The organism is Streptomyces xiamenensis, from assembly GCF_000993785.3.
Lineage (GTDB): Bacteria > Actinomycetota > Actinomycetes > Streptomycetales > Streptomycetaceae > Streptomyces > Streptomyces xiamenensis.
Genome location: NZ_CP009922.3, coordinates 342,312 through 364,665, shown reverse-complemented (window position 1 = coordinate 364,665; position 22,354 = coordinate 342,312). Strand labels below are relative to the sequence as shown.

The following is a 22,354-nucleotide window of genomic DNA, read 5'->3' as shown; positions in this document are numbered from 1 at the left end:
CACCACCCCTCCCCGAAAGGCAGGACCCAGACATGAGCGGAACCGGCGCCCCCGAGGTGACCGTGGAGCACGGCGGCGACCTGCGGGTCGCGGTCATCGCCGCCCAGTGGCACCGCACCGTGATGGACGGTCTGCTCGACGGAGCACAGCGCGCCCTGAAGGACCTGGGCGTCACGCACTCCACCGTGGTGCGCGTGCCCGGCAGCTTCGAGCTGCCGGTGGCCGCCCGCGCCCTGGCCGGCCAGGGCTACGACGCCGTCGTGGCCCTCGGCGTCGTCATCCGCGGCGGCACCCCGCACTTCGACTACGTGTGCCAGGGCGTCACCACCGGCCTCACCCAGGTCAGCGTGGAGACCGGGGTACCGGTCGGCTTCGGCGTCCTGACCTGCGACACCGAGGCGCAGGCCCTGGACCGGGCCGGACTGCCCGGCTCCGCCGAGGACAAGGGCCACGAGGCGGTGACCGCCGCCGTCGCCACCGCCGCCGCCCTGCGCTCGGTGACCGCACCCGCGCGGTGACCCGCGCCGCGCACGCCGTAGGCTGAGCGTCACCATGGCCAACAAGACATTCGAGCAGCTCTTCACGGAGCTCCAGCACAAGGCCCTCCACGGCGACCCCGCTACCTCGCGCACCGCCGAGCTGGTCGCCTCGGGCGTGCACTCCATCGGCAAGAAGGTCGTCGAGGAAGCCGCCGAGGTATGGATGGCCGCCGAGCACGAGGGCACCGACCGTACCGCCGAGGAGATCTCCCAGCTGCTGTACCACCTGCAGGTGATGATGGTCGCCCGGGGCATCTCCCTGGACGATGTATACGCTCATCTGTGAGGCGCAGGCCCGCCGTCCGCCCCTCTTTCCCGTCCCCGCACTCTCGAAGGAATCACGCCCCATGCTGCGCATCGCCGTCCCCAACAAGGGTTCCCTGTCCGAGCCTGCGTCGGCGATGCTCCATGAGGCCGGCTACCGGCAGCGCAAGGACAGCCGCGAGCTGGTCCTGATCGACGCCGACAACCAGGTCGAGTTCTTCTTCCTGCGCCCCCGCGACATCGCGGTCTACGTCGGGTCCGGCAAGCTCGACATCGGCATCACCGGACGCGATCTTCTGCTCGACTCCGGGGCCGACGCCGAGGAGATCAAGCAACTGGGCTTCGCCGCCTCCACGTTGCGCTACGCGGCCCGGCCCGGCGGGGTCACCGACGTCACCCAGTTCGACGGGCTGACGATCGCCACCTCCTTCCCCGGCGTGGTGCGCGCGCACCTCACCGAGAACGGGGTGAAGGCCTCGGTGGTCCGGCTGGACGGGGCCGTGGAGACCGCCATCCAGCTCGGGGTCGCCGAGGTCATCGCCGATGTGGTGGAGACCGGCACCACCCTGCGCAACGCGGGCCTGGAGATCATCAGCCGGCCGATCCTGGAGTCCGAGGCGGTGGTCATCCGGCGCCGCGGCGACGAACGCGCCGAACCCAAGGTGGAGCAGTTCCTGCGCCGCCTCCAGGGCGTCCTGGTGGCTCGCCGCTACGTGATGATGGACTACGACATCCGCGCCGAACTGGTGGAGAAGGCCGTGGCCCTCACCCCCGGCCTGGAATCCCCCACCGTCTCCCCGCTGCACGACCAGGGATGGGTCGCGGTACGGTCCATGGTCCCCGTCCAGGACGCCCAGCGCGTGATGGACGACCTGTACGACATGGGCGCCCGCGCGATCCTCACCACCGGCATCCACGCCGCCCGGCTGTGAGCGGCACCATGCCCCGTACCGACAAGGACATCACGGTGACCGGCGACCGGCCCACCCCGCCCGACCTGCCCGAACTCCCGGTGACCTTCCAGCCGCGGCTCACCAGGATCATCCTGATGAGCACCGGCGCGGTGGTCTTCACCGTGCTGCTGATCATCGCCGTCATCGTGCCGGTCAGTGCCAGCACCTGGGGGCTGGGCGACCGGTTCACCGTGGCCGGCACCGGCATCGCCGCCTGGGCCGTGCTGGCGGTGCTCAGCCGCCCCAAGGTGCTCGCCGACCGGGACGGGGTGACCGTCGTCAACCTCACCACCAGGCGGCGGCTCGCCTGGGCCGAGATCGTCCGGGTCGGGCTGCGGCCCGGCGACCCGTGGGTGACCCTCGACCTCGCCGACGGCTCCACCCTGGCCGCCATGGGCATTCAGCCCGGGCTCGCCAAGGAACAGGCCCTGGCCGACGCCCGCGCGCTGCGCGCCCTGGTCGAGACACACAGCAGCAGCGCCGCCGCCGGGCGTGGCTGAGCGGCGGGAACCCGTCACGGCAGCGGCGGGCGCCGCCCCTGATCGGGGCGGCCCCGCCCGCGGGACGCCAGCACCTCCCCGTACGCCTGCATCAGATCCGGCAGCCGCAGCGTCGCCAGATCCTGCCGGCCCGGGTCGGTGACCGACTCCGCCAGCCGCATGTCCCGGAACGCGCAGCTCGTCTCGTACAGGGTGCGCACGAAGCGCCCGTTGCCCAGCTCGTCGATCCAGCCCTCGGCCACCACGTGCTCGCTGATGCTGCGCAGTTCCTCCAGCGCCTCGGGATCCCACACATCGCCGTGATCGGCCGCCAGCAGCTCCCCGATCGCCGTCAGCTCCACCGGCCGGTAGCTGGGGAACTCCACCCGGGCCGAAAAGCGCGAGCCCAGACCGGGGTTGGCGTTCAGCAGCCGGTTCATGCCCTGCGGATACCCGGCCAGGATCACCACCAGATGCTCGCGGCTGTCCTCGGCCCGCTTCAGCAACACCTGGAGCGCCTCGTCCCCGTACGCGTCGCCCTTGCTGTAGCCGGAGTGCACCAGCGAGTACGCCTCGTCGATGAACAGCACCCCGCCCAGCGCCGAATCGATCAGCCGGTTGGCCTTCACCGCCGTCTGGCCCAGGAACTCGCCCACCAGATCGGCGCGCTGCGCCTCCACCAGCCGGTCGTGGCTCAGCAGCCCCAGCGCGTGGAAGACCCGGCCCAGGATGCGGGCCACCGTGGTCTTGCCGGTGCCCGAGGGGCCGGAGAAGACGAAGTGCCGTTTGGGCGGCTGCACCGGCAGCCCCTGGCCCGAGCGCAGCCGCGCCATCCGCAGCTGCGCGGACATCGCCCGCACCTGCTCCTTGACCGGTTCGAGCCCGACCATCCGGTCCAGTTCGGCCAGGGTGTGGGCGAGCAGCGCCGGATCCGGCGCCGGCGGCAGCGCGGGCCCGGCCGCGAGCCGCGGGCCGTGCCCCGCCACCGGCCCCGGCCGGCCGGGCGTGCCGGCCGCCCGCCCCTCACCGGCGGCGGCCGGCAGCCGCTCCCCGCCCAGCTGCCCCGGCACCGGCAGCGGGGCCGGGGCGGGGGCCGGGCCGTACGGGGCCAGCGCCAGCTGTGCGGTGTCCGCGTCCTCCACCGCCAGCGCGGTCAGCCGCTCGGCGGTGTCCATGAACTCCGCGTCCACCTGGTGCACCGCCCGGTACAGCGGGATCGCCGCCGCGCTGCGCCCGCTGCCCTCGCGGGCCCGCGCCAGCCAGTACCGCAGCTCCTTGCGCTGCGGCTGTTCGCTGCGGCAGCGCATCAAGGCGGCCGCCAGCAGCGGTTCCGCCTGGTCGTACATCTCCATCCGCACCCGTGCCATCCCGGCGAAAAGACCCGCCTCCACACCCAGTTGCGGATCGGACTGCAAGGTGGAGGTGAGCCGGAACAGCCCCTCCCAGTCCCGGGTGAGATAGCAGCGGCACGCGTGCAGGAAACGGGCGAAGGGGTCGGTGTCCGGCGGCGGGCACTGGGCCAGCGCCCGGTCCAGCTCCGGCAGCCGGTGACCGTCCAGCAGTTGCGAGGCGTGCGCCAGCAGCAGATCGCGGTCGGTCTCCAGCACCGGCTGTACCCACCAGCCCAGCCAGTACCAGGAGCTGAGCGCCCGTCCGTGCCGGGCGCGCTGCTCCCCGAACCGTGCCCGGTGCCGGTACATCTGGAGCAGTGCTGGTGCCACCTCGGTGCGCAGCGCGTGCAGCCCGAGCCAGGCGTCGGCCATGCCCGGGTCCTCCCGCACCGCCGCCCGGAACTCCTCCTCGGCCTCCGGGTAGGCGGCCGCCGCGTAGGCGTCCACACCGCGCAGCCAGGCCAGATCGGCTCCGGTGTGCGGACCGTGAACGTCTTGCGTGCCAGACATCATGACGACCCCCATGCGCGGATACCGCTCAGCTGTCGCACCTCGGTGAGATCAGGATATCCGCCGACGGTTCCGAGGGATCATCGGCGAAGTGCCGCCGTTCCGCGGCCTCCCAGCCGCGCCAGAAGGCCGCCTGGGCGGGGCCGTCCCGGTGGCGCCCGGCGGCCCAGGCGCGCTGCCGGGGCACCGCCAGCCAGATGAGGTGCGCCAGCCGGCCGCGCAGCGCCCGCCGGCCGGCCCCCACCCCCTCAACCAGCACCACGGGGGCGGGCGGTACGCGGGCTGTACCGGTGTAATCACGGCGCTCCCAGTCGTACACCTCGTAGTGGGCGGTGCCGCCCCGCGCCAGCGGGTCCAGGACCTGCTCGGTGAGCCGATCCATCCAGCCGAACAGCGCGTCGTGGCTGGCGAGGTCGTCCAGGTGCACCACGGGGGCGCCGTCCAGTGCCGCGGACAGCCGCGCCGCCAGCGTGGACTTGCCGGAGCCGGCGTACCCGTCGACACCGATCAGCCGCACCGGGCCCAACGAGGGCGGCAGCGCGCGCAGCCGGGCGGCGAGTTCACGCAGGTCCGGCGGGCCGGGGGCGGGGGAGAGGGACACGGTGCCAGCGTAGTGCCACAGGTGGGACCAATAATGAAGCGCACCGTTGCCCCGGGGTTACTGGCCGTCAGCAGGTGCAGCCGCGATAGTGGGAGCCCGCATCCTGCGACCTCACCGGGAGGGCCCACCGTGACCCAGACGCCACGCCGTACCGTGCTGACCGCCGCCGCGTTCGCCGCCGTCACGGCGGCCACCGCCGCCACCGCTGCCGCCGCCGTGCCTGGCCGTCGCGACGCCGCGGAACCCGACCCGGCCCAGGCCCCCACCGACGCGCTCACGGTCGCGTCCTCGACCATCGCCTACCACGCCTGGACCTCGGCGTCCGACTGGCGCTCGGGCACCGGCCGGGGCACCGCCCTGGTGTCGGGGGACCGCTCGGGCGTGCTGCTGCGCCGCTCCCAGGGCACCGTGGACTACACCGACCCGCACACCGGGATCACCTCCGCGTGGGAGCACGCCACCTGGCTCTCTCCCGAGCACCGGGTGCGCACCCCCGGCAGCGAGCTGATCGCCTCGTGGAACGCCGACACCCCAGCGGGCACCTTCGTACGGATCGAGGTGCGGGCCACGTACACGGACGGCACCGAGAGCCCCTGGTACACGCTGGGCGTATGGGCCTCGGGCGACGAGGACCTGCGGCGCACCTCGCTGAACGGCCAGCGGGACGGCAAGTCCAGCGTGTGGACCGACACCGTGGCCGTCGACGACACCGACGGGCCGCTGCGGATCGCCGGCTACCGGCTGCGGCTGACGCTGCACCGCAAGCCGGGGCTGACGGTCTCCCCGGTGGTGTGGCGGGTCGGCGCGATGGTCTCGGACGTGCCCGACCGGTTCGAGGTCCCGGCCAGCACGCCGGGGGTGGCGGCGGGCACGGAGCTGCCGGTGCCGCCGCACTCGCAGAACATCCACATCGGCCGCTACCCCGAGTACAACGGCGGTGGCCAGGCCTGGTGCAGCCCGACATCCGCCACCATGATCCTCGAATACTGGGGCAAGGGCCCCGGCGCCGATGACCTGGCGTGGGTGAACCCGGCCTACGACGACCCCCAGGTGTGCCACGCCGCCCGCTTCACCTTCGACTACGAGTACGAGGGCTGCGGCAACTGGCCCTTCAACACCGCCTACGCCGCCTCCTACCCCGGTATGCAGGGTGTGGTCACCCGGATCGCCTCGCTGGCGGACGCCGAGACGCTGATCGCCGCCGGCATCCCGCTGATCACCTCGCAGTCCTTCTACGAGGCGGAACTGGACGGCTCCGGCTACGGCACGGCGGGGCATCTGATGACGGTCGTCGGCTTCACGGCGGACGGCGACGTGGTCGCGAACGACCCGGCCAGCCCCAGCAACGCGGCGGTGCGGCGGGTCTACAAGCGGCGGCAGTTCGAGAACATCCTGCTGCGCACCAGACGGCTGGACGCGGGAGGGGTGGAACGCGGCGGCAGTGGCGGCGTCGTCTATCTGTTCTTCCCGGCCCGGCCGACCGCGGCCCAGCGCCGGGCCCTGGCGGCCGTCGGGGTCCGCTGAGCGGCCCGGCCGCTCAGTCCGCCCCCAGCAGCGCCGCCTGCCACAGCTCCTCGCGTTCCTCCGTGTACGCGGCGTCGGCCGACCAGACCCCGCCGTGGCCCTCGCGCCACAAGGTGGCCCACGGCTGGTCGCCGGCCGCGTGCCGGGCCCGCAGGAAGTCGTGCATGGAGCGGGCGCGGCGGGCCAGCAGCGGCACCAGCGCCAGCCGCTGGGTCTCGTCGAGACCGTAGGCGTCCGCCAGGGTACGCAGCCGGGCGCCGGCGTCCTGGTCGGTGCGCCGCCAGTGCGGGTGCGCCATCAGCGGGAGGAATCCGTGGGCGGCGTAGGCGAGGTCCCACAGCCGGGTCCCGGGGGCGGCGTTGTCCCAGTCGATGATGGTCCACCGGCCCGCGTCGCCGTCCTCGGCCACCAGATTCCACGGGGCGAGGTCGTGGTGGGCGATGATCTCGTCGCCGATGTCCGGGATCAGGGCGTTCCAGCGGGCGCCGGGCGGCGGGGTGAAGCCGGCGAGCGCGTCGTGCAGCTCGCGGATCAGCCGGCCCACCCGGGCGAGGCGGGCGGTGGGCTCCACGACGGCGAAGCGGTGCGGCCACACGGCCTCGCCGGGGGCGAACCCCAGCACCTCGCGGCCCCGCTCGTCGATGCCCAGCGGGCGCGGGACGGCGGTGAAGCCGCAGGCGCGCAGATGGGACAGCAGGGCGTGCACGGCCGGGGTCCAGAATCCGGCGGGGCGCCGTACGGTGTCGCCCACCCGTACCACCGCGGCGCTGACGTTGCCTCCGGACAGCGGCTGTTCTTCCTGACGGGACACGGCGTCAGGGTGTCATCCCGCACCGGTGACGTGCGAACGGGTTTCGGGCATACTCCCAACCTCCGGACCGTGGTGATCATCCACGGCCGGCCGACCGATGACCCCGAGGCAGCGCCGCCCGCGACCGCGTCGCGCGCTGCCCGGTGCCACCACATGGGAGGAAAGCGCGTGACGATCTCCGCCGAGGGACTCCAGCCGGTACGGCGAACCCTGCCCACCCCCGAAGCCCGCGATCTGCTGGATTTGGTCCGGGAGCTGATCCAGCGGGAGATCGCGCCGGGCGCGGACGCGGAGGAGGCGGCCGGAGTCTTTCCGCGCGCGCTCTTCCGCCGGCTGTCCGCCACCGGGCTGCTGGGCCTGCCCTACGCGCAGGAGTACGGGGGCGGGGAGCAGCCGTACGAGGTGTACCTGCAGGTCTTGGAGGAACTGGCCGCGGCCCGGCTCACGGTGGGGCTCGGAGCCAGCGTCCACACGCTCGCCTGCCACGGCCTGGCCGGGTTCGGCGCCAAGGAGCAGCGGGCCGAGTGGCTGCCGGCGATGCTGGGGGAGGGGCTGCTGGGCGCGTACGCGCTCTCCGAGCCGGCCGCCGGATCGGACGCGGCGAGTCTGCGCACCCGGGCCGTGCGGGATGGCGACGAGTGGATACTGAACGGCACCAAGGCGTGGATCACGCACGGTGGCATCGCGGACTTCTACACCGTGATGGCCCGTACCGGAGGGGACGGGCCCGACGGGATCACCGCGTTCCTGGTGCCGGGGGACGCCGCCGGGCTCAGCGCCGCCGCGCCCGAGCGCAAGATGGGCATGAACGGTTCTCCCACCGCTCAGCTGCACTTCGACGGTGTACGGGTGCCGGACACCCGGCGGCTGGGGGAGGAGGGCGCGGGGCTGCGGCTGGCGCTGGCCGCGCTGGACTCGGGGCGCCTGGGCATCGCCGCCTGCTCGATCGGGGTGGCCCAGGCGGCGTTCACGACGGCGCTGGCCTTCACCCTGGAGCGCAAGCAGTTCGGCAAGCCGGTCGCCGACTTCCAGGGGCTGCGGTTCATGCTCGCCGACCTGGCCACCCAGATCGAGGCGGGGCGGGCGCTGTACCTGGCCGCCGCCCGGCTGCGGGACGCCGGGGAGCCGTTCGGGCGGCAGGCCGCGATGGCCAAGCTGTTCTGCTCGGACACCGCGATGCGCGTGGCCACCGACGCCGTGCAGCTGATGGGCGGGTACGGCTACACCGCCGACTTCCCGGCGGAGCGCTACATGCGGGAGGCGAAGGTGCTCCAGATAGTGGAGGGCACCAATCAGATCCAGCGCGCCGTCATCGCCAGCCGGCTGACCGGGATCGGCAACGGCGGCGGCAAGGCTCGCTCCGGCGGGCGTGGTTAGCGCGGCTCAGGCCGCCTGGCGCAGGCCGGTTGTCCGGCCCGCCCGGGCGGCCGTGTCCGTCGCGTGCGAGAACGGCTGCAGGCGCCAGTCCAGGCCCTCGGGCAGCCCGGCCGGGGCGGGGTCGCCGATCAGCGGCTCCACCGGCAGGAACACCACGGCGCCGTCCCCGGCCACCCGGCGCCCGGAACCGGTGCACACGGTGAGGCCGAACGGCTGCCACAACGTGGGGCACCAGGCGTGCTCGGGCAGTGTCTGGGCCCGCTCGGTCAGCGCGACCGGCCGGGCGCAGTCCGGGCAGGACACCCGTACCGCCCAGATGTCGGCCGGCTCCGCCGGATCGGCGAGGTCGGCCGCCCCGTCCGGCTCGGTGTCATCCGGAAGATCGGGATCCTCGTCGATGCGGTGGACAGTGGTCGATACGGAGCGCATGGCATCCCCCTCGGACGGCGCGGTGGCCTGGGCCACAGCAAGCACTTCCCGCCGGTCAGCGCGGTTAATCGCAGCGTTGATCAGGACTCGGACAGGAGTTTGTGGCGTTCATCACACCGGATGGTGGCGCCTGGGGACACCGCCGATCTGCTGGCATCCTCACGCCCACCCGCACCCCAACCACCCCCGCCGGGAGCCGTCATGACCACCGAGACCCACGCCCCCGCCCCCGAACCGCTGTGGCGCCCGGACCCGGAGCGGATCGCGGCGGCCCGCCTCACGCGTTTTCACGCCTTCGCCGCCCAGCGGTACGGAGCGCCGTCCCCCAGACTTCGTCCGGGGGCGCCCCCATCCGTACCCGATGACCCCGCGGCCGGGTACGCGGCGCTGCACCATTGGTCGGTCACCGCCCTGGACGCCTTCTGGCGGGCCGTCGCCGACTGGTTCGCGGTCGACTTCCACACCCCGGGGGAACCGGCGCTGGCCGATCCCGCCATGCCGGGCGCCCGCTGGTTCCCCGGCGCCACCCTCAACTACGCCGAACACGCCCTGCGGGCCGGCCTGGAACCGGGCCGTGCCGACGCGCCCGCGCTGCTGTGCCTGGACGAGCGGCAGCAACCGGAGCCGGTCAGCTGGACGGAGTTGCGCCACCAGGTCGGCTCGCTGGCCGCCGCACTGCGCCGTCTCGGGGTACGGCCGGGGGACCGGGTCAGCGGCTATCTGCCCAACATCCCGCAGGCCGTGGTGGCGCTGCTGGCCAGCGCCGCCGTCGGCGCCGTGTGGACCTCCTGCGCCCCGGACTTCGGGGCGCGCAGTGTGCTGGACCGGTTCGCCCAGGTGGAGCCGGTGGTGCTGATCACCGTCGACGGCTACCGGTACGGGGGCAAGGAGCACGACCGCCGGGAGACGGTGGCCGAACTGCGCCGCGAACTCCCCACTCTGCGCGCGGTGATCCACGTACCGCTGCTGGGCACCCGGGCGCCCCAGGGCGCGCTGGAGTGGGCTGAGCTGACCGGCGGGGCGATCGAGCCGGAGTTCACGGCCGTGCCGTTCGACCACCCGCTGTGGGTGCTGTACTCCTCCGGCACCACAGGGCTGCCCAAGGCGATCGTCCAGTCCCAGGGCGGCATCCTGCTCGAACACCTCAAACAGCTCGGACTGCACTGCGATCTGGGCCCGGGCGACCGGCTGTTCTGGTACACCTCCACCGGCTGGATGATGTGGAACTTCCTGGTGTCCGGGTTGCTGACCGGCACCACCGTGGTCCTGTACGACGGCAGCCCGGGGCACCCGGCCGTCGACGCGCAGTGGCGGATCGCCGAGCTGACCCGGGCCACGGTCTTCGGCACCTCGGCCGCCTATGTGATGGCGTGCGCCAAGGCCGGGGTCCGGCCGGGGCGAGACCTGGACCTGAGCGCCACCCGCTGCGTCGCCACCACGGGATCCCCGCTGCCCCCGGACGGTTTCCGCTGGCTGCACGAGGAGGTGGACCCGGGGCTGTGGATCGCCTCGGTCAGCGGCGGCACCGATGTGTGCAGCTGCTTCGCGGGGGCGGTGCCGACGCTCCCGGTCTACCTGGGTGAGCTCCAGGCACCGTGCCTGGGAACCGATCTGCGCTCCTGGGACCCGGCCGGGAAACCGCTGGTGGACGAGGTGGGGGAACTGGTGGTGACCACACCCATGCCGTCGATGCCCCTGCGGTTCTGGAACGACCCGGACGGCACCCGGTACCGGGAGAGCTACTTCGACACCTACCCCGGGGTGTGGCGGCACGGCGACTGGATCACCCTCACCTCCCGCGGCACCGTCGTCATTCACGGCCGGTCCGACTCGACCCTCAACCGGCAGGGCGTGCGGATGGGGTCGGCCGACATCTACGAGGTGGTGGAACGGCTGCCGCAGATCGGCGAGTCACTGGTGCTCGGCGTCGAGCAGCCGGACGGGGGGTACTGGATGCCGCTGTTCGTCCGGCTCGCGGAGGGGGTGGTGCTGGACGACGCACTGCGGACGGTGATCCGCACCGCCCTCCGCGAGCAGCTGAGCCCGCGTCATGTGCCGGACGAGATCCTCGCGATCGACGCGGTCCCGCACACGCTGACCGGGAAGCGTCTGGAAGTGCCGGTCAAGCGGCTGTTGCAGGGGACACCGCTGGAGAAGGCGGTCAACGCGGGCTCGGTGGACGACATCGGCGCCCTGCGGTTCTTCGAGCGCCTCGCCCGCGAGCGCGCCATTGTCAGTGACCCCGATTACGGTGAGTGATCAGAAGGTTCTGATCCGTCGAAGGGGGAATCATGGCACGGCACGGGGAGCAGCGGCCGGTGTGCCGCAAGGAGAGCAGCGGGACGGTCGGGGTGATCGCCGACCCGGTGGGCTTCGCCCGGATGCGCCGCTATCCGAGCTTCGGCTTCACCGACCACCGCGGCTATCTGCGGCACACCGAGCGACTGCTGCGCACGCTGGCCGGGGAGGCGGGGCATGTGCGGGTCGCGCTCTTCGACCCGGAGGGGTTCGCGCTGTGGTGCGCGCGGCAGCGGCTGGACCCGGACAGCGCGGCCAGCCGGGCCCGCTACACGGCGGTGGACGCGGCGCGCGGGGCCACGCTGCCCTTCACCGGACGGCGCTCGCTGCGCCGGCTGCTGCCGGAACTGCTCGTCGAACGGGAGAGGTTGCGTTCCTGGGAGCGGGCCACGGAGCTGCTGGGCGAGGCCGGCGGGTGCGTACGGTGCGCGGAGCCGCTGGCGCGCTGCGCCTTCCGCAGGGCGGCGGCGGTGCTGCCGCTGCTGCTGGAGGATGCCGGCGGCGGCCGCCGGCATCTGGTGTGCACGGTGCTGGTACGGGGTGTGCCCCTGTCGGCGGCGCTGGACACGCCCCCGGAGCCGACCGAGGCGGCGACGCTGGCCCTGTGCGCGGTCCTGGGGGTGGCGCTGGCCACCGGAGCCCCCGGCGGTCTGGTTCTGCGGAGGGCGGTGGACGGCGGCCGGACGGAAGCGGTGGGCTGGCGCCTGGAGGCGGGTGAGGTGGTGCCGCTGACCGAACCGGAGGTCTTCAGCGCCTACTGCACCGACCCCATGACCGGCGATCCGATCCCACCCGAACACGGCGTCGACTACCGCGACGCCCCGCCGCTGCCGACGATCCTCTGCGAGGGCCCCTGACCGGGCCGCCCCGCCCACCGGTCACGGGCCGATCCCCGAGTACGCGGTGCCCGACCTGTTCCGGGCCGGGCGATCGGAAGGTTCGGCGACGGGCCGGTGCGGCGGTCGTCGGTTGGTGAAGGAGGGGGACGGCTCGTTCCCGCGTGCCCGCTCCGAGGGGCGCCCTGTTCCGTGTGGGCCGTCCGGTGAGCCCGTGCGGGTGAGGGCGGCGGCCGTCGGGGGCCACCGGTGGGCCGGGACGGCCCGGCCTTCCTGCCCGGCTCCCGGGTGCGTCGGCGCGTTCCACGGGAGTCTGCCCCGGCCCGCCCGTTCGGGGCTGGGCCGGGGCAGACTCGGGGGTCACTCGCCGGAGAGGACCGCCTCGGCCGCCGCGCGGGCCTCTTCGGCGGACTCGGCGGCCCGGGCGGCCGCGGCCGCCCGTTCGCACTGGGCCAGCGTGTGGCGCGACAGCGCCGCCCGGACGTACGGGATCGCGGACGCGCTCATCGACAGGCTGGTCACGCCGAGGCCGGTCAGCACACAGGCCAGCAGCGGGTCCGCCGCCGCCTCGCCGCACACACCGCAGCTCTTGCCCTCGGCCTTGGCCGCCTCGGCGGACAGCGACACCAGGTCCAGCAGCGCCGGCTGCCACGGGTCCTGGAGCCGGGACACGGCCCCGACCTGGCGGTCGGCCGCGAAGGTGTACTGCGCCAGGTCATTGGTGCCCAGCGACAGGAACTCCACCTCCTGGAGCACCGACCTGGCCCGCAGGGCCGCCGAGGGGATCTCCACCATCGCGCCGAACTTCGCCCGCAGGCCCGCCGCGCGGCAGGCGTCCGCGAACGCCTTCGCGTCCGCCCGGTCCGCCACCATCGGGGCCATGACCTCGAGGTAGACCGGAAGCCCTTCGGCCGCGGCCGCCAGCGCCTTCAACTGGGTGTCCAGGACCTCCGGGTGGTCCAGCAGGGTGCGCAGCCCGCGCACGCCGAGCGCCGGGTTCGGCTCCTCGCCCGGGCTGAGGAAGGCCAGCGGCTTGTCCGCGCCGGCGTCCAGCACCCGCACCACCACCCGGCCCTCCGGGAACGCCTCCAGCACCTGGCGGTAGGTGGCCGTCTGGGTCTCCAGCGACGGCGCGCGCTCGCTGTCGTCGAGGAAGAGGAATTCGGTGCGGAACAGGCCCACACCCTCCGCGCCGGCCTCCAGCGCGCCCGCCACGTCGGCGGGACCGCCGATGTTCGCCAGCAGCGGCACCTTGTGGCCGTCCGAGGTGGCACCCGGGCCGGTCGACGCCGCCAGCGCCGCCCTGCGCTCCTCGGCGGCCCGCGCCAGCGCGGCGCGCTGCTCACCGCTGGGGTTCACGGTGACCTCGCCGTTGCTGCCGTCCACCGCCACCACGGTGCCCTCGGCCAGCTCGCCGACGCCCGGCAGCGCCACCACGGCGGGCACCCCCAGCGCCCGCGCGAGGATCGCGCTGTGGCTGGTCGGACCGCCCTCCTCGGTGATGAAGCCGAGCACCAGCGCCGGATCCAGCAGCGCGGTGTCCGCGGGCGCCAGATCCCGGGCCACCAGGACGAAGGGCTCGTCACTGTCCGGCACCCCGGGCATCGGCACGCCCAGCAGCCGCGCCACGATGCGGTTGCGTACGTCGTCCAGGTCGGCCACCCGGCCGGCCAGATACGCGCCGGCCGCCGCCAGCAGCTCCCGGTACGCGCCGAACGCGTCGTACACGGCCCGTTCGGCGGTGCTGCCGCCGGCCACCCGGCGGGCGACGTCCGCCGCCAGCTCCGGGTCCTGCGCCATCAGCGCCTGCGCCTCCAGGACCGCCTGGGCCTCACCGCCGGCGAGGTTGCCGCGTGCCACGAGGTCCGCGGCCACGGCGTCCACCGCCTGCTTCGCCCGCGCGGTCTCGCGCTCGGTGTCCTGGCCGGGCACCTGGTCGGCCGGCGGTTCCAGCACCGCGGTGCCCATGTGCCGCACCTCGCCGATGGCCACGCCATGACTGACGCCGACTCCCTGCAGCATTGTCTCCATCACACCTGTCTCCGTCAGTTCCAGCCGAAAAGCGGGTCACCGGCCAGGACCTCGATGTCCGCGGCGACCTCGGACAGGGCGTCGGCGGTCGCCTGGAGCGCCACCACCGGGCACACCGGGGACTTCCCCGCCGCGGCCACGGCAGCCGGGTTCCACCGCACCACCGGGTCGCCCCGGCGCACCGTGTCGCCCTTGTTGGCCAGCGGTTCGAAACCCTGTCCGTCCAGTTGAACCGTATCGAGACCCAGATGGGTGAGTACGCCCCGTCCCCCGGCGTCCACCACCACATAGGCGTTCGGGCGCAGCGAGACGATGATGCCGTCAATGGGGGCCACGGCCGTACACGGGGCGAGGAGCGGTTCGACGGCCGCGCCCGACCCGATCACCGCCTCGGCGAACGCCGGATCGGGGACGTCGGCGAGGGGGATGGCCCGCCCGGCCACAGGAGATGTGACAGTGGTCATGAAGGGCCTCTCAAAGGGCGAAAACAATCAGGGTCCATCACTTTTCGGACGGCACACCATATAAAAGCGTAAGTCATGGGATCCGGAGCACCCCGATCACCGGCCGCCCCGAGCGGTGACCCGGCCGCCGCGCCCGGTAAGGTCAAGGCGCACAAAGGCGCACACCGGCCGGAACAGGCATGAACAACGGGAGGCTTCCGGGTGGACGTCCAGGATCCGGACACGCAGACCAGCAGGGTCTTCACCATCCCGAACATCCTGAGCATGGCCAGGCTGCTGGGCGTGCCCGTGTTCCTGTGGCTGGTGCTGTCCCCGGTCTTCGACGGCCCCAACCGGGACGGCTGGGCCCTGCTGGTGCTCGTCCTCAGCGGAGTGAGCGACTACCTCGACGGCAAGCTCGCCCGCCGCTGGAACCAGGTCTCCGACCTGGGCCGCATCCTGGACCCCGCGGCCGACCGGCTGTACATCCTGTCCACGCTCGTCGGCCTCACCTGGCGCGAGATCCTCCCGTGGTGGGTCACGGCGCTGCTGCTGGCCCGCGAGGCCATGATGGCCGTCACCGTCTTCGTCCTGGACCGCCGCGGCTACGCCCCGCTCCAGGTCAACTACGTGGGCAAGGCCGCCACCCTCAATCTGATGTACGGCTTCCCGCTGTTGCTCCTCAGCGACGGCCACGGGCTCCTCGCCTCCCTCGCCGCCATTTTCGGATGGGCGTTCGTCGGCTGGGGTACAGCGCTCTACTGGTGGGCAGGAGTCCTGTACGTGGTCCAGGTCCGCCGAATCCTCAAGGCGGATGCCACGGCCGACTGAGCCCGCCCTGGCAGTGTCGCAGGGGCCTGGCGCCCGCACGTGCCGCAGTTTTCCGGGGAGCCACCCCGGGCCCGGGCCCCTCCAGACGGGTGCGGTCGGCATGACTGCCGTCTCCCCAAGGAGGACACTTCCGATATGAAGGCCGTCGTAATGGCTGGTGGCGAAGGCACCCGGCTTCGCCCCATGACCGCGAGCATGCCCAAGCCACTGCTGCCCGTGGCGAACCGTCCGATCATGGAACACGTGCTCCGGCTGCTGAAGCGGCACGGTCTGACCGAGACCGTGGTCACCGTGCAATTTCTCGCTTCTCTGGTGAAGAACTACTTCGGCGACGGTGAGGAACTGGGGATGGACCTCACCTACGCCAACGAGGAGAAGCCCCTGGGTACGGCCGGAAGTGTGAAGAACGCCGAGGAGGCCCTGAAGGACGACTCCTTCCTGGTGATCTCCGGCGATGCCCTCACCGACTTCGACCTCACCGACCTCATCGCGTTCCACCGCGAACGCGGCGCCCTGGTCACCGTCTGTCTCACACGGGTGCCCAACCCCCTGGAGTTCGGCATCACGATCCTCAAGGAGGACGGCCGGGTCGAACGCTTCCTGGAGAAGCCCACCTGGGGCCAGGTGTTCTCGGACACCGTGAACACCGGCATCTACGTGATGGAGCCCGAGGTCTTCGACTACGTCGAACCGGACGTGCCCGTCGACTGGTCGGGCGATGTCTTCCCCCGGCTGATGAAGGAGGGCCGGCCCATCTACGGCTATGTCGCCGAGGGCTACTGGGAGGACGTGGGCACCCACGAGAGCTACGTCAAGGCCCAGGCCGACGTCCTGGAGGGCAAGGTCGACGTCGACATCGACGGCTTCGAGATCTCCCCCGGGGTCTGGGTCGCCGAGGGCGCCGAGGTGCACCCCGACGCCAAACTGCGCGGCCCCCTCTACATCGGCGACTACGCCAAGATCGAGGCCGGCGCCGAGGTGCGCGAGCACACCGTCATCGGCTCGAACGTCGTCGTCAAGGCCGACGCCTTCCTGCACAAGGCCGTGGTCCACGACAACGTCTATCTCGGCCCGCAGACCAATCTGCGCGGCTGCGTCATCGGCAAGAACACCGACATCATGCGCGCCGCCCGGATCGAGGACGGCGCCGTCATCGGCGACGAGTGTCTGGTCGGCGAGGAGTCCATCGTCCAGGGCAACGTCCGCGTCTACCCGTTCAAGACGATCGAGGCGGGCGCGTTCGTCAACACCTCGGTCATCTGGGAATCCCGCGGCCAGGCCCACCTCTTCGGCGCCCGCGGCGTCTCCGGCATTCTCAACGTGGAGATCACCCCGGAGCTCGCCGTCCGGCTCGCCAGCGCGTACGCCACCACCCTCAAGAAGGGCTCCACCGTCACCACGGCGCGCGACCACTCCCGGGGCGCCCGCGCCCTCAAACGCGCCGTCATCTCCGCCCTCCAGGCCAGTGCCATCGATGTCCGCGACCTGGAGAACGTCCCACTGCCCGTCGCCCGCCAGCAGACCGCCCGCGGGAGCGCGGGCGGGGTCATGATCCGTACCACCCCGGGCGTTCCCGACTCCGTCGACATCATGTTCTTCGACGAACGCGGAGCCGACCTCTCCCAGGCGGGACAGCGCAAGCTCGACCGGGTGTACGCCCGCCAGGAGTACCGCCGCGCCTTCCCCGGGGAGATCGGCGACCTGCGCTTCCCCGCCAGCGTCTTCGACGCCTACACCGGCGCCGTCATCCGGGCCGTCGACACCACCGGGGTCCCCGAGTCCGGGCTCAAGATCGTCGTCGACGCGGCCAACGGCAGCGCCGGGCTCGTACTGCCCAGCCTGCTCGGCCGGCTCGGCGTCGACTCGCTGGTCATCAACCCCGGCCAGGACGAGGCCCGCCCCACCGAGACGGCCGAGACCCGCCGGGCCGGCCTCGTACGCCTGGGGGAGATGGTCTCCTCCTCCCGCGCCGCCTTCGGCGTCCGCTTCGACCCGGTCGGTGAACGGCTCGCCCTGGTCGACGAACGCGGCCGCATCATCGAGGACCAGCGCGCCCTGCTGGTGATGCTCGACCTGGTGGCCGCGGAACGCCGCAGCGGCCGGGTCGCGCTGCCCGTCACCACCACCCGCATCGCCGAACAGGTCGCCGCCTACCACGGAACCCAGGTGGAGTGGACCACCACCTCACCCGACGACCTCACCCGCGCCGCCGGCAAGGACGCCGTCTTCGGCGGGGACGGCCAGGGCGGTTTCATCGTCCCCGAGTTCTCCAGTGTCTTCGACGCCACCGCCGCCTTCGCCCGGCTCACCGGTCTGGTGGCCCGCACCCAGCTCTCCCTCAGCCAGATCGACGCCCGCATCCCCCGGGCGCACGTCCTGCGCCGTTCCGTCGCCACCCCCTGGGCCGTCAAGGGTCTGGTCATGCGGCGCGTCGTGGAGGCGGCGGGCGATCGCTCCATCGACACCACCGACGGGGTACGGGTGGTGGAGGCCGACGGCCGCTGGGTGCTGGTGCTGCCCGACCCGGCCGAGGCCCTCACCCACCTGTGGGCCGAGGGTCCCGACGACGCCACCGCGCAGGAACTCCTGGAGCACTGGTCGGCGGTGGTCGAGGGCGCCGACCACTGACCGACCCGGCTGAACCACCGGTCACGGGCACCGCCCGGCGGCCGGACCGCACGCCTCCCCAGGGGCCCGTTTCGAAATCCCCCGGGGAGGCGTGCGACCATGTGCGCCATGTCATCGCAGCCCAACGGGCCACGCCCGCCGGCGCGCCCCGACGCCTCCATGTCGCTGCTGACCACCGTCATGAACCACACCCTCGACGAGGGGTACGCCCAGGCGGCGGCACGCAGGCACAGCGAGGGCCGGTCGGGGCTGCCGCGCACCCTGCGCGCCAAGCTCTGGCTGGCCACCGGGCTCGTCCTGGCCGGCCTGGTGGTCACCCTGGGCGCCGCCCAGGCGCGGGAGGCGGCACCCACCGTCGCCCGGGAGCGCCAGGAACTCCTGGAGCGGGTCGAGTCCGGTACCGAGGCGATGGACGCGCTCCAGCAGGAGGTGGACGCCCTGCGTACCGAGGTCGCCGCCCGACAGCGCGACCTGCTCAGCGACAGCGGCGGGGACCCGGGCGAGCTGACCGCGCTGCTCGCCGGCGCCGACGCCGTCCAGGGGCCCGGGCTCGAACTCGTCATCAACGACGCCAAGGGTGTCGCCGAGGGCGGCGGGGACGCCAGGGAGGGCTCCGGTTTCGACACCGGCCGGGTCCGCGACCGCGACCTCCAGCGGGTGGTCAACGGACTGTGGACCTCGGGCGCCGAGGCCATCGCCGTCAACGGGCAGCGGCTCACCGCCCTGTCGGCCATCCGCGCGGCGGGCGACGCCATTCTCGTCGACAACCGTCCGCTGGTCCCCCCGTACACCGTCCAGGCCATCGGTGACCCGCAGGACCTGCGTACCCGCTTCGATTCCACGGTGGACGGCCAGTACCTCAACGTGTTGCGCGACAACTACGGCATCCGGGCCGCCACCTCCGACCAGCAAGAGATCCGCATACCCGCCGCCACCAGCCTCACGGTCCGGACGGCGCGACCCGCGGACACGGGAGAAGGAAACACACAGTGATCGCCGTACTGGGGCTCGTGCTGGGCGTCGTGGCCGGAATCCTCACCCGGCCCGTGGTGCCCATGGGACTTGAGCCATACCTGCCGATCGCCGTGGTCGCGGCGCTCGACGCGGTCTTCGGCGGGCTGCGCGCCATGCTGGACGGGATGTTCGACGACAAGGTCTTCGTCGTCTCCTTCCTGTCCAACGTCGTGGTCGCCGCGCTGATCGTCTTCCTCGGCGACAAGCTCGGCGTGGGGGCCCAGCTGTCCACCGGCGTGGTCGTGGTTCTGGGCATCCGGATCTTCTCCAACGCCGCGTCCATCCGCCGACACCTCTTCCGGGCGTGAGTGCCATGAGCGACCCCGAGCAGGACCGCGACCGCGGGCCCGGGCCGGAGCCCCGGGACACACCGCAGGGGGCGCCCGAGGCGCCGCGCGCGCCGGAACCGGGCGCGGAGCGCAAGGCCCTCCCGCCGGCCCCGCCCGCGCGCCTGACCGGCCGCGATGTGCTGTGGGCCGGCCTGTGGCCGCCCCGGGTCACCCGCAGCCAGCTGATCGTGGCCGCGCTGCTGTTCGTCCTGGGCCTCGGCCTGGCCATCCAGGTACGGGCCGCCAGCGCCGAGGACAGCGCGCTGCGCGGCGCCCGCCCCGAGGACCTGGTGCGCATCCTCAGCGATCTGGAGGACCGCAGCGGCCGTCTGGAGGACGAGCGCAACGACCTGGAGGAGCAGCGCACCGACCTGGAGACCAGCTCCGACCAGGCCGAGGAGGCCCGGCGGCAGACCGCCGAACGCGAGCGGCAACTGGGCATCCTGGCCGGTACGGTGGCCGCCGAGGGCCCGGGGATCGAGCTGCGGGTCACCGACCCGGCCGGCGGGGTGCGCGCCGACATGCTGCTGGACGCCGTGCAGGAGCTGCGGGCGGCCGGCGCCGAGGCGATCCAGATCAACGACGTACGGGTGGTGGCCGGTACCTTCTTCACGGACGAGAACGGCCAGGTGCGCATCGACGGCCGGGCGGTGAACGCCCCGTACGTGATCGACGCCATCGGGCGCCCGCAGGACCTGGAACCGGCGCTGAACATCCCCGGGGGCGTCGTGCAGTCCCTGGAGAAGGAGCAGGCCGGGGTCACGGTGGAGCGGCCGGAGACCGTCCTCGTGGACGCCTTGCGATCGGCGGACCGGCCTGACTACGCTCAGTCGTCGCCGTGACGGGGAGCCATCGCCGGGGGCTGCCCGATGTGGTGGCTCTCGGTAAGGGAAACTGAATACGGGCCGCGTACGTTGGCAGAGTGTCCGGCGCGGCGGATGAGAGACAATGGACCGCCCGTCCACCGACGGGGCGGGCTAGGTGCGAGGGGATCGCTGGTGAGTTTTTTCGCTAGGTTGTTCGGCAGGCGTCAGGGTGGCTCGCACAGTGCCGCACGGCCTCATGCCCGCCGTGGCGAGCAGCCTGCGGGGGCGCCCGCGACGGAGGCGGGGCGCCCGCTGTTCCGTGACGAGGTGGACGGCCAGGCCGGCGGCATAGGCTCCCAGGCTCCCGCGGCGCAGGCCGCCGGCACGCCCTGCGGGCGCTGCGGCTCGCGCAACGCCCCGTCCAGCCGCTACTGCTCGCAGTGCGGCAACCCGCTGCGGCCGGGCGTGGAGGGCTCCTCGGAGACGACCTCCACCATCTCGATCTCCGGTCTGGAGGCGTACGACTCCGAGATCACCGGTCAGCACGCGGTGATGCCCGCGCTCTCCCCGGAGGCCCAGGCCGCCGTGGACGCGCTGCCGCCGGGCTCGGCCCTGCTGGTGGTGCGGCGCGGGCCGAACTCCGGCAGCCGCTTCCTGCTGGACGGTGACCTCACCACCGCGGGCCGCCACCCGCAGAGCGACATCTTCCTGGACGATGTGACGGTCTCCCGCCGCCATGTGGAGTTCCGCCGCCGTCCGGAAGGCGGTTTCTCGTGTTTCGACGTGGGCAGCCTCAATGGCACCTATGTCAACCGGGAGCCCATCGACTCGGCGGTGCTCGCGCACGGTGACGAGGTGCAGATCGGTAAATACCGTCTGGTCTTCTTCACCGGCCAGTACGGTGGGTGACGGCTCACGGAGAGCGCACGGCGCCGCGCGGCGGTTCTCGACTATCCAAATGCCCCGGTCACGACCTAGGGTTGATGTGTGAACCAGCTCGACGTCGTGGGTGTCAGGGTCGAATTGCCCAACAACCAGCCCATCGTGCTCCTCCGTGAAGTGGACGGCGATCGCTACCTCCCCATCTGGATCGGCCCCGGGGAGGCCACCGCGATCGCCTTCGCCCAGCAGGGGCTGGCCCCTGCCCGGCCGCTGACGCACGACCTGCTGAAGAACGTGCTCGAGGCGATCGGGCAGGAACTCACCGCCGTGCGGATCACCGATCTGCGCGACGGTGTCTTCTACGCCGAGCTCGTGTTCGCCAGCGGCGTCGAGGTCAGCGCCCGGCCCTCCGACGCCATAGCGCTCGCGCTGCGCGTGGGTACCCCCATCTACAGCAGTGACGGGGTGCTGGACGATGCGGGGATCATCATCCCCGACGAGCAGGAGGACGAGGTGGAACGGTTCCGGGAGTTCCTGGACCAGATCTCTCCCGAGGACTTCGGCTCCAGCAATCAGTAGCCGGTGTGGCGATCGTTGACGCGCTGAGTGTGCATGCTTAGCGTCTGTGGGGCATGTCTTGGGAGGAGCGCTGTGCGCGTGCTCATCGTCACACGCGGTGAGTGGCGAGGGCACGGTCGGGGCGTGCGGAACGGAGGCCGGCGTGACAGGTAACGGCGAGGGTACGGCGGTGGGCGGGATCTCCCCGCTGCCGGGCGTACCGCCGCGGCAACCCCTGCGGGCGCCGGCCACCCCCCAGGGGCAGGGCACCGGGCGCGAGCGCCTGGGCTACCGGGGCCCCAGCGCCTGCGCCGCCGCCGGGATCACCTACCGCCAGCTCGACTACTGGGCCCGCACCCAGCTGGTGCAGCCCAGCATCCGCCCGGCACACGGTTCGGGCACCCAGCGGCTGTACAGCTTCCAGGACATCCTGGTGCTCAAGATCGTCAAGCGGCTGCTGGACGCCGGGGTCTCCCTGCAGAGCATCCGTACGGCGGTGCGCGCCCTGCGCTCCGCCGACCTGGCGGAGCTGGCCGGGCTGACCCTGATGAGCGACGGGGCCACCGTCTACCGCTGCGAGTCCCCCGAGGAACTGGCCGAGCTGCTGCGCGGCGGCCGGGGCGTCTTCGGGATCGCGGTCGGCGCGGTGTGGGGCGATGTCGAGGCGGCCCTCGCCCGGCTCCAGGCAGAGCGGGTGGACACCGGGGAAGCCGTCGGCGGCGCGGGCCACCCCTCCGACGAACTGGCCAGGCGCCGACAGCGCGGAGCCCGCTGATCCCGTCCGCTCCCGGGGATTGTCAGACCCGTGGGGCACCATCGG

The 22,354-nt window shown here is 72.8% G+C and carries 22 protein-coding genes; 16 read left to right on the top strand and 6 right to left on the bottom strand.

The window, feature by feature from the left end; all coding sequences use genetic code 11:
- Positions 1–32: 32 nt before the first annotated feature.
- The 4 genes from ribH (at position 33) to SXIM_RS01540 (ending at position 2,256) form a co-directional block, all read left to right on the top strand.
- Positions 33–518 (top strand): 6,7-dimethyl-8-ribityllumazine synthase, encoded by a 486-nt coding sequence (gene ribH / locus SXIM_RS01555; protein ID WP_030726993.1) that lies wholly within the window; start codon positions 33–35, stop codon positions 516–518.
- A gap of 34 nt (positions 519–552) precedes the next feature.
- A complete protein-coding gene (locus tag SXIM_RS01550) occupies positions 553–825 on the top strand; it encodes a phosphoribosyl-ATP diphosphatase (protein WP_030726990.1) in 273 nt (90 codons plus the stop codon).
- Positions 826–886: 61 nt separating this feature from the next.
- The gene (gene hisG / locus SXIM_RS01545; protein ID WP_030726986.1) at positions 887–1,735 is read left to right on the top strand and encodes an ATP phosphoribosyltransferase; all 849 of its coding nucleotides are present in this window, start codon (positions 887–889) and stop codon (positions 1,733–1,735) included.
- 8 nt (positions 1,736–1,743) lie between these two features.
- Positions 1,744–2,256, top strand: coding sequence for a PH domain-containing protein (locus SXIM_RS01540; RefSeq protein WP_046722719.1), 513 nt, complete (start codon positions 1,744–1,746; stop codon positions 2,254–2,256).
- 14 nt (positions 2,257–2,270) lie between these two features.
- Here the strand turns inward: SXIM_RS01540 and SXIM_RS01535 are convergent, their stop codons facing one another.
- Entirely contained in the window at positions 2,271–4,151 is a 1,881-nt protein-coding gene (locus SXIM_RS01535; RefSeq protein WP_107073890.1) for an AAA family ATPase, read from the bottom strand.
- Between the two features lie 13 nt (positions 4,152–4,164).
- Entirely contained in the window at positions 4,165–4,737 is a 573-nt protein-coding gene (locus SXIM_RS01530) for a uridine kinase family protein (RefSeq protein ID WP_052385039.1), read from the bottom strand.
- 129 nt (positions 4,738–4,866) lie between these two features.
- On the opposite strand from SXIM_RS01530, the gene SXIM_RS01525 reads away from it, so the two are divergent.
- A complete protein-coding gene (locus tag SXIM_RS01525; RefSeq protein ID WP_030726975.1) occupies positions 4,867–6,261 on the top strand; it encodes a peptidase C39 family protein in 1,395 nt (464 codons plus the stop codon).
- Positions 6,262–6,274: 13 nt separating this feature from the next.
- On the opposite strand, the gene SXIM_RS01520 is transcribed toward SXIM_RS01525, so the two are convergent.
- Complete coding sequence (locus tag SXIM_RS01520; protein WP_078846810.1) at positions 6,275–7,072, bottom strand: phosphotransferase; 798 nt, start codon at positions 7,070–7,072, stop codon at positions 6,275–6,277.
- A 168-nt stretch (positions 7,073–7,240) separates the two neighbouring features.
- On the opposite strand from SXIM_RS01520, the gene SXIM_RS01515 reads away from it, so the two are divergent.
- Positions 7,241–8,449, top strand: a complete 1,209-nt coding sequence (locus tag SXIM_RS01515; RefSeq protein ID WP_425473448.1) for an acyl-CoA dehydrogenase family protein — start codon at positions 7,241–7,243, stop codon at positions 8,447–8,449.
- Positions 8,450–8,455: 6 nt separating this feature from the next.
- Here SXIM_RS01515 and SXIM_RS01510 read toward each other — a convergent pair whose 3' ends face one another.
- Entirely contained in the window at positions 8,456–8,878 is a 423-nt protein-coding gene (locus SXIM_RS01510) for a hypothetical protein (RefSeq protein WP_030726967.1), read from the bottom strand.
- 201 nt (positions 8,879–9,079) lie between these two features.
- Here SXIM_RS01510 and SXIM_RS01505 point away from each other — a divergent pair, with 201 nt between their 5' ends.
- Complete coding sequence (locus SXIM_RS01505) at positions 9,080–11,137, top strand: acetoacetate--CoA ligase (RefSeq protein ID WP_046722716.1); 2,058 nt, start codon at positions 9,080–9,082, stop codon at positions 11,135–11,137.
- 32 nt (positions 11,138–11,169) lie between these two features.
- Positions 11,170–12,033 carry a hypothetical protein gene (locus SXIM_RS01500; RefSeq protein ID WP_046722714.1) on the top strand — a complete coding sequence of 288 codons (864 nt, stop codon included), beginning with the start codon at positions 11,170–11,172 and terminating at the stop codon, positions 12,031–12,033.
- Positions 12,034–12,372: 339 nt separating this feature from the next.
- Here the strand turns inward: SXIM_RS01500 and ptsP are convergent, their stop codons facing one another.
- Together ptsP and SXIM_RS01490 are read right to left on the bottom strand one after the other, a co-directional pair.
- Positions 12,373–14,043: a phosphoenolpyruvate--protein phosphotransferase gene (gene ptsP / locus SXIM_RS01495; protein ID WP_046722712.1), complete on the bottom strand. Its 1,671-nt coding sequence runs from the start codon at positions 14,041–14,043 to the stop codon at positions 12,373–12,375.
- A gap of 14 nt (positions 14,044–14,057) precedes the next feature.
- Positions 14,058–14,507 (bottom strand): PTS sugar transporter subunit IIA, encoded by a 450-nt coding sequence (locus tag SXIM_RS01490; protein ID WP_030726957.1) that lies wholly within the window; start codon positions 14,505–14,507, stop codon positions 14,058–14,060.
- Between the two features lie 201 nt (positions 14,508–14,708).
- Between SXIM_RS01490 and clsA the strand changes: the two genes are divergently transcribed.
- The 8 genes from clsA to SXIM_RS01445 all read left to right on the top strand — a co-directional run bounded on the left by clsA (position 14,709) and on the right by SXIM_RS01445 (position 22,309).
- Positions 14,709–15,317 (top strand): cardiolipin synthase ClsA, encoded by a 609-nt coding sequence (clsA, locus tag SXIM_RS01485; protein WP_030726955.1) that lies wholly within the window; start codon positions 14,709–14,711, stop codon positions 15,315–15,317.
- 135 nt (positions 15,318–15,452) lie between these two features.
- Positions 15,453–17,945, top strand: coding sequence for a mannose-1-phosphate guanyltransferase (locus SXIM_RS01480; RefSeq protein ID WP_030726951.1), 2,493 nt, complete (start codon positions 15,453–15,455; stop codon positions 17,943–17,945).
- Positions 17,946–18,044: 99 nt separating this feature from the next.
- Positions 18,045–18,938: a DUF881 domain-containing protein gene (locus tag SXIM_RS01475; protein WP_107046938.1), complete on the top strand. Its 894-nt coding sequence runs from the start codon at positions 18,045–18,047 to the stop codon at positions 18,936–18,938.
- Positions 18,935–19,267: a small basic family protein gene (locus SXIM_RS01470; protein WP_019434707.1), complete on the top strand. Its 333-nt coding sequence runs from the start codon at positions 18,935–18,937 to the stop codon at positions 19,265–19,267. The genes SXIM_RS01475 and SXIM_RS01470 overlap by 4 nt, the downstream gene beginning before the upstream one ends.
- A 5-nt stretch (positions 19,268–19,272) precedes the next feature.
- Positions 19,273–20,130, top strand: a complete 858-nt coding sequence (locus SXIM_RS01465; RefSeq protein ID WP_046722710.1) for a DUF881 domain-containing protein — start codon at positions 19,273–19,275, stop codon at positions 20,128–20,130.
- Positions 20,131–20,421: 291 nt separating this feature from the next.
- On the top strand, positions 20,422–21,003 hold the full coding sequence (locus SXIM_RS27900) for an FHA domain-containing protein (RefSeq protein ID WP_386533493.1): 582 nt from the start codon (positions 20,422–20,424) through the stop codon (positions 21,001–21,003).
- Between the two features lie 78 nt (positions 21,004–21,081).
- Entirely contained in the window at positions 21,082–21,555 is a 474-nt protein-coding gene (locus SXIM_RS01450) for a bifunctional nuclease family protein (RefSeq protein WP_030726939.1), read from the top strand.
- Between the two features lie 142 nt (positions 21,556–21,697).
- The gene (locus SXIM_RS01445; protein WP_375879439.1) at positions 21,698–22,309 is read left to right on the top strand and encodes a MerR family transcriptional regulator; all 612 of its coding nucleotides are present in this window, start codon (positions 21,698–21,700) and stop codon (positions 22,307–22,309) included.
- Positions 22,310–22,354: the final 45 nt, after the last annotated feature.

Excerpts from the sequence above, each read along its gene's own strand:
- SXIM_RS01505 (WP_046722716.1), top strand. The coding sequence starts at position 9,080 with ATGACCACCGAGACCCACGCCCCCGCCCCCGAACCGCTGTGGCGCCCG.
- SXIM_RS01535 (WP_107073890.1), bottom strand. The coding sequence starts at position 4,151 with ATGGGGGTCGTCATGATGTCTGGCACGCAAGACGTTCACGGTCCGCAC.
- SXIM_RS01500 (WP_046722714.1), top strand. The coding sequence starts at position 11,170 with ATGGCACGGCACGGGGAGCAGCGGCCGGTGTGCCGCAAGGAGAGCAGC.
- SXIM_RS01510 (WP_030726967.1), bottom strand. The coding sequence starts at position 8,878 with ATGCGCTCCGTATCGACCACTGTCCACCGCATCGACGAGGATCCCGAT.
- hisG (WP_030726986.1), top strand. The coding sequence starts at position 887 with ATGCTGCGCATCGCCGTCCCCAACAAGGGTTCCCTGTCCGAGCCTGCG.
- SXIM_RS01480 (WP_030726951.1), top strand. The coding sequence starts at position 15,453 with ATGAAGGCCGTCGTAATGGCTGGTGGCGAAGGCACCCGGCTTCGCCCC.
- SXIM_RS01490 (WP_030726957.1), bottom strand. The coding sequence starts at position 14,507 with ATGACCACTGTCACATCTCCTGTGGCCGGGCGGGCCATCCCCCTCGCC.
- SXIM_RS01465 (WP_046722710.1), top strand. The coding sequence starts at position 19,273 with ATGAGCGACCCCGAGCAGGACCGCGACCGCGGGCCCGGGCCGGAGCCC.
- SXIM_RS01550 (WP_030726990.1), top strand. The coding sequence starts at position 553 with ATGGCCAACAAGACATTCGAGCAGCTCTTCACGGAGCTCCAGCACAAG.
- SXIM_RS01475 (WP_107046938.1), top strand. The coding sequence starts at position 18,045 with ATGTGCGCCATGTCATCGCAGCCCAACGGGCCACGCCCGCCGGCGCGC.
- ptsP (WP_046722712.1), bottom strand. The coding sequence starts at position 14,043 with ATGGAGACAATGCTGCAGGGAGTCGGCGTCAGTCATGGCGTGGCCATC.
- SXIM_RS01540 (WP_046722719.1), top strand. The coding sequence starts at position 1,744 with ATGCCCCGTACCGACAAGGACATCACGGTGACCGGCGACCGGCCCACC.
- ribH (WP_030726993.1), top strand. The coding sequence starts at position 33 with ATGAGCGGAACCGGCGCCCCCGAGGTGACCGTGGAGCACGGCGGCGAC.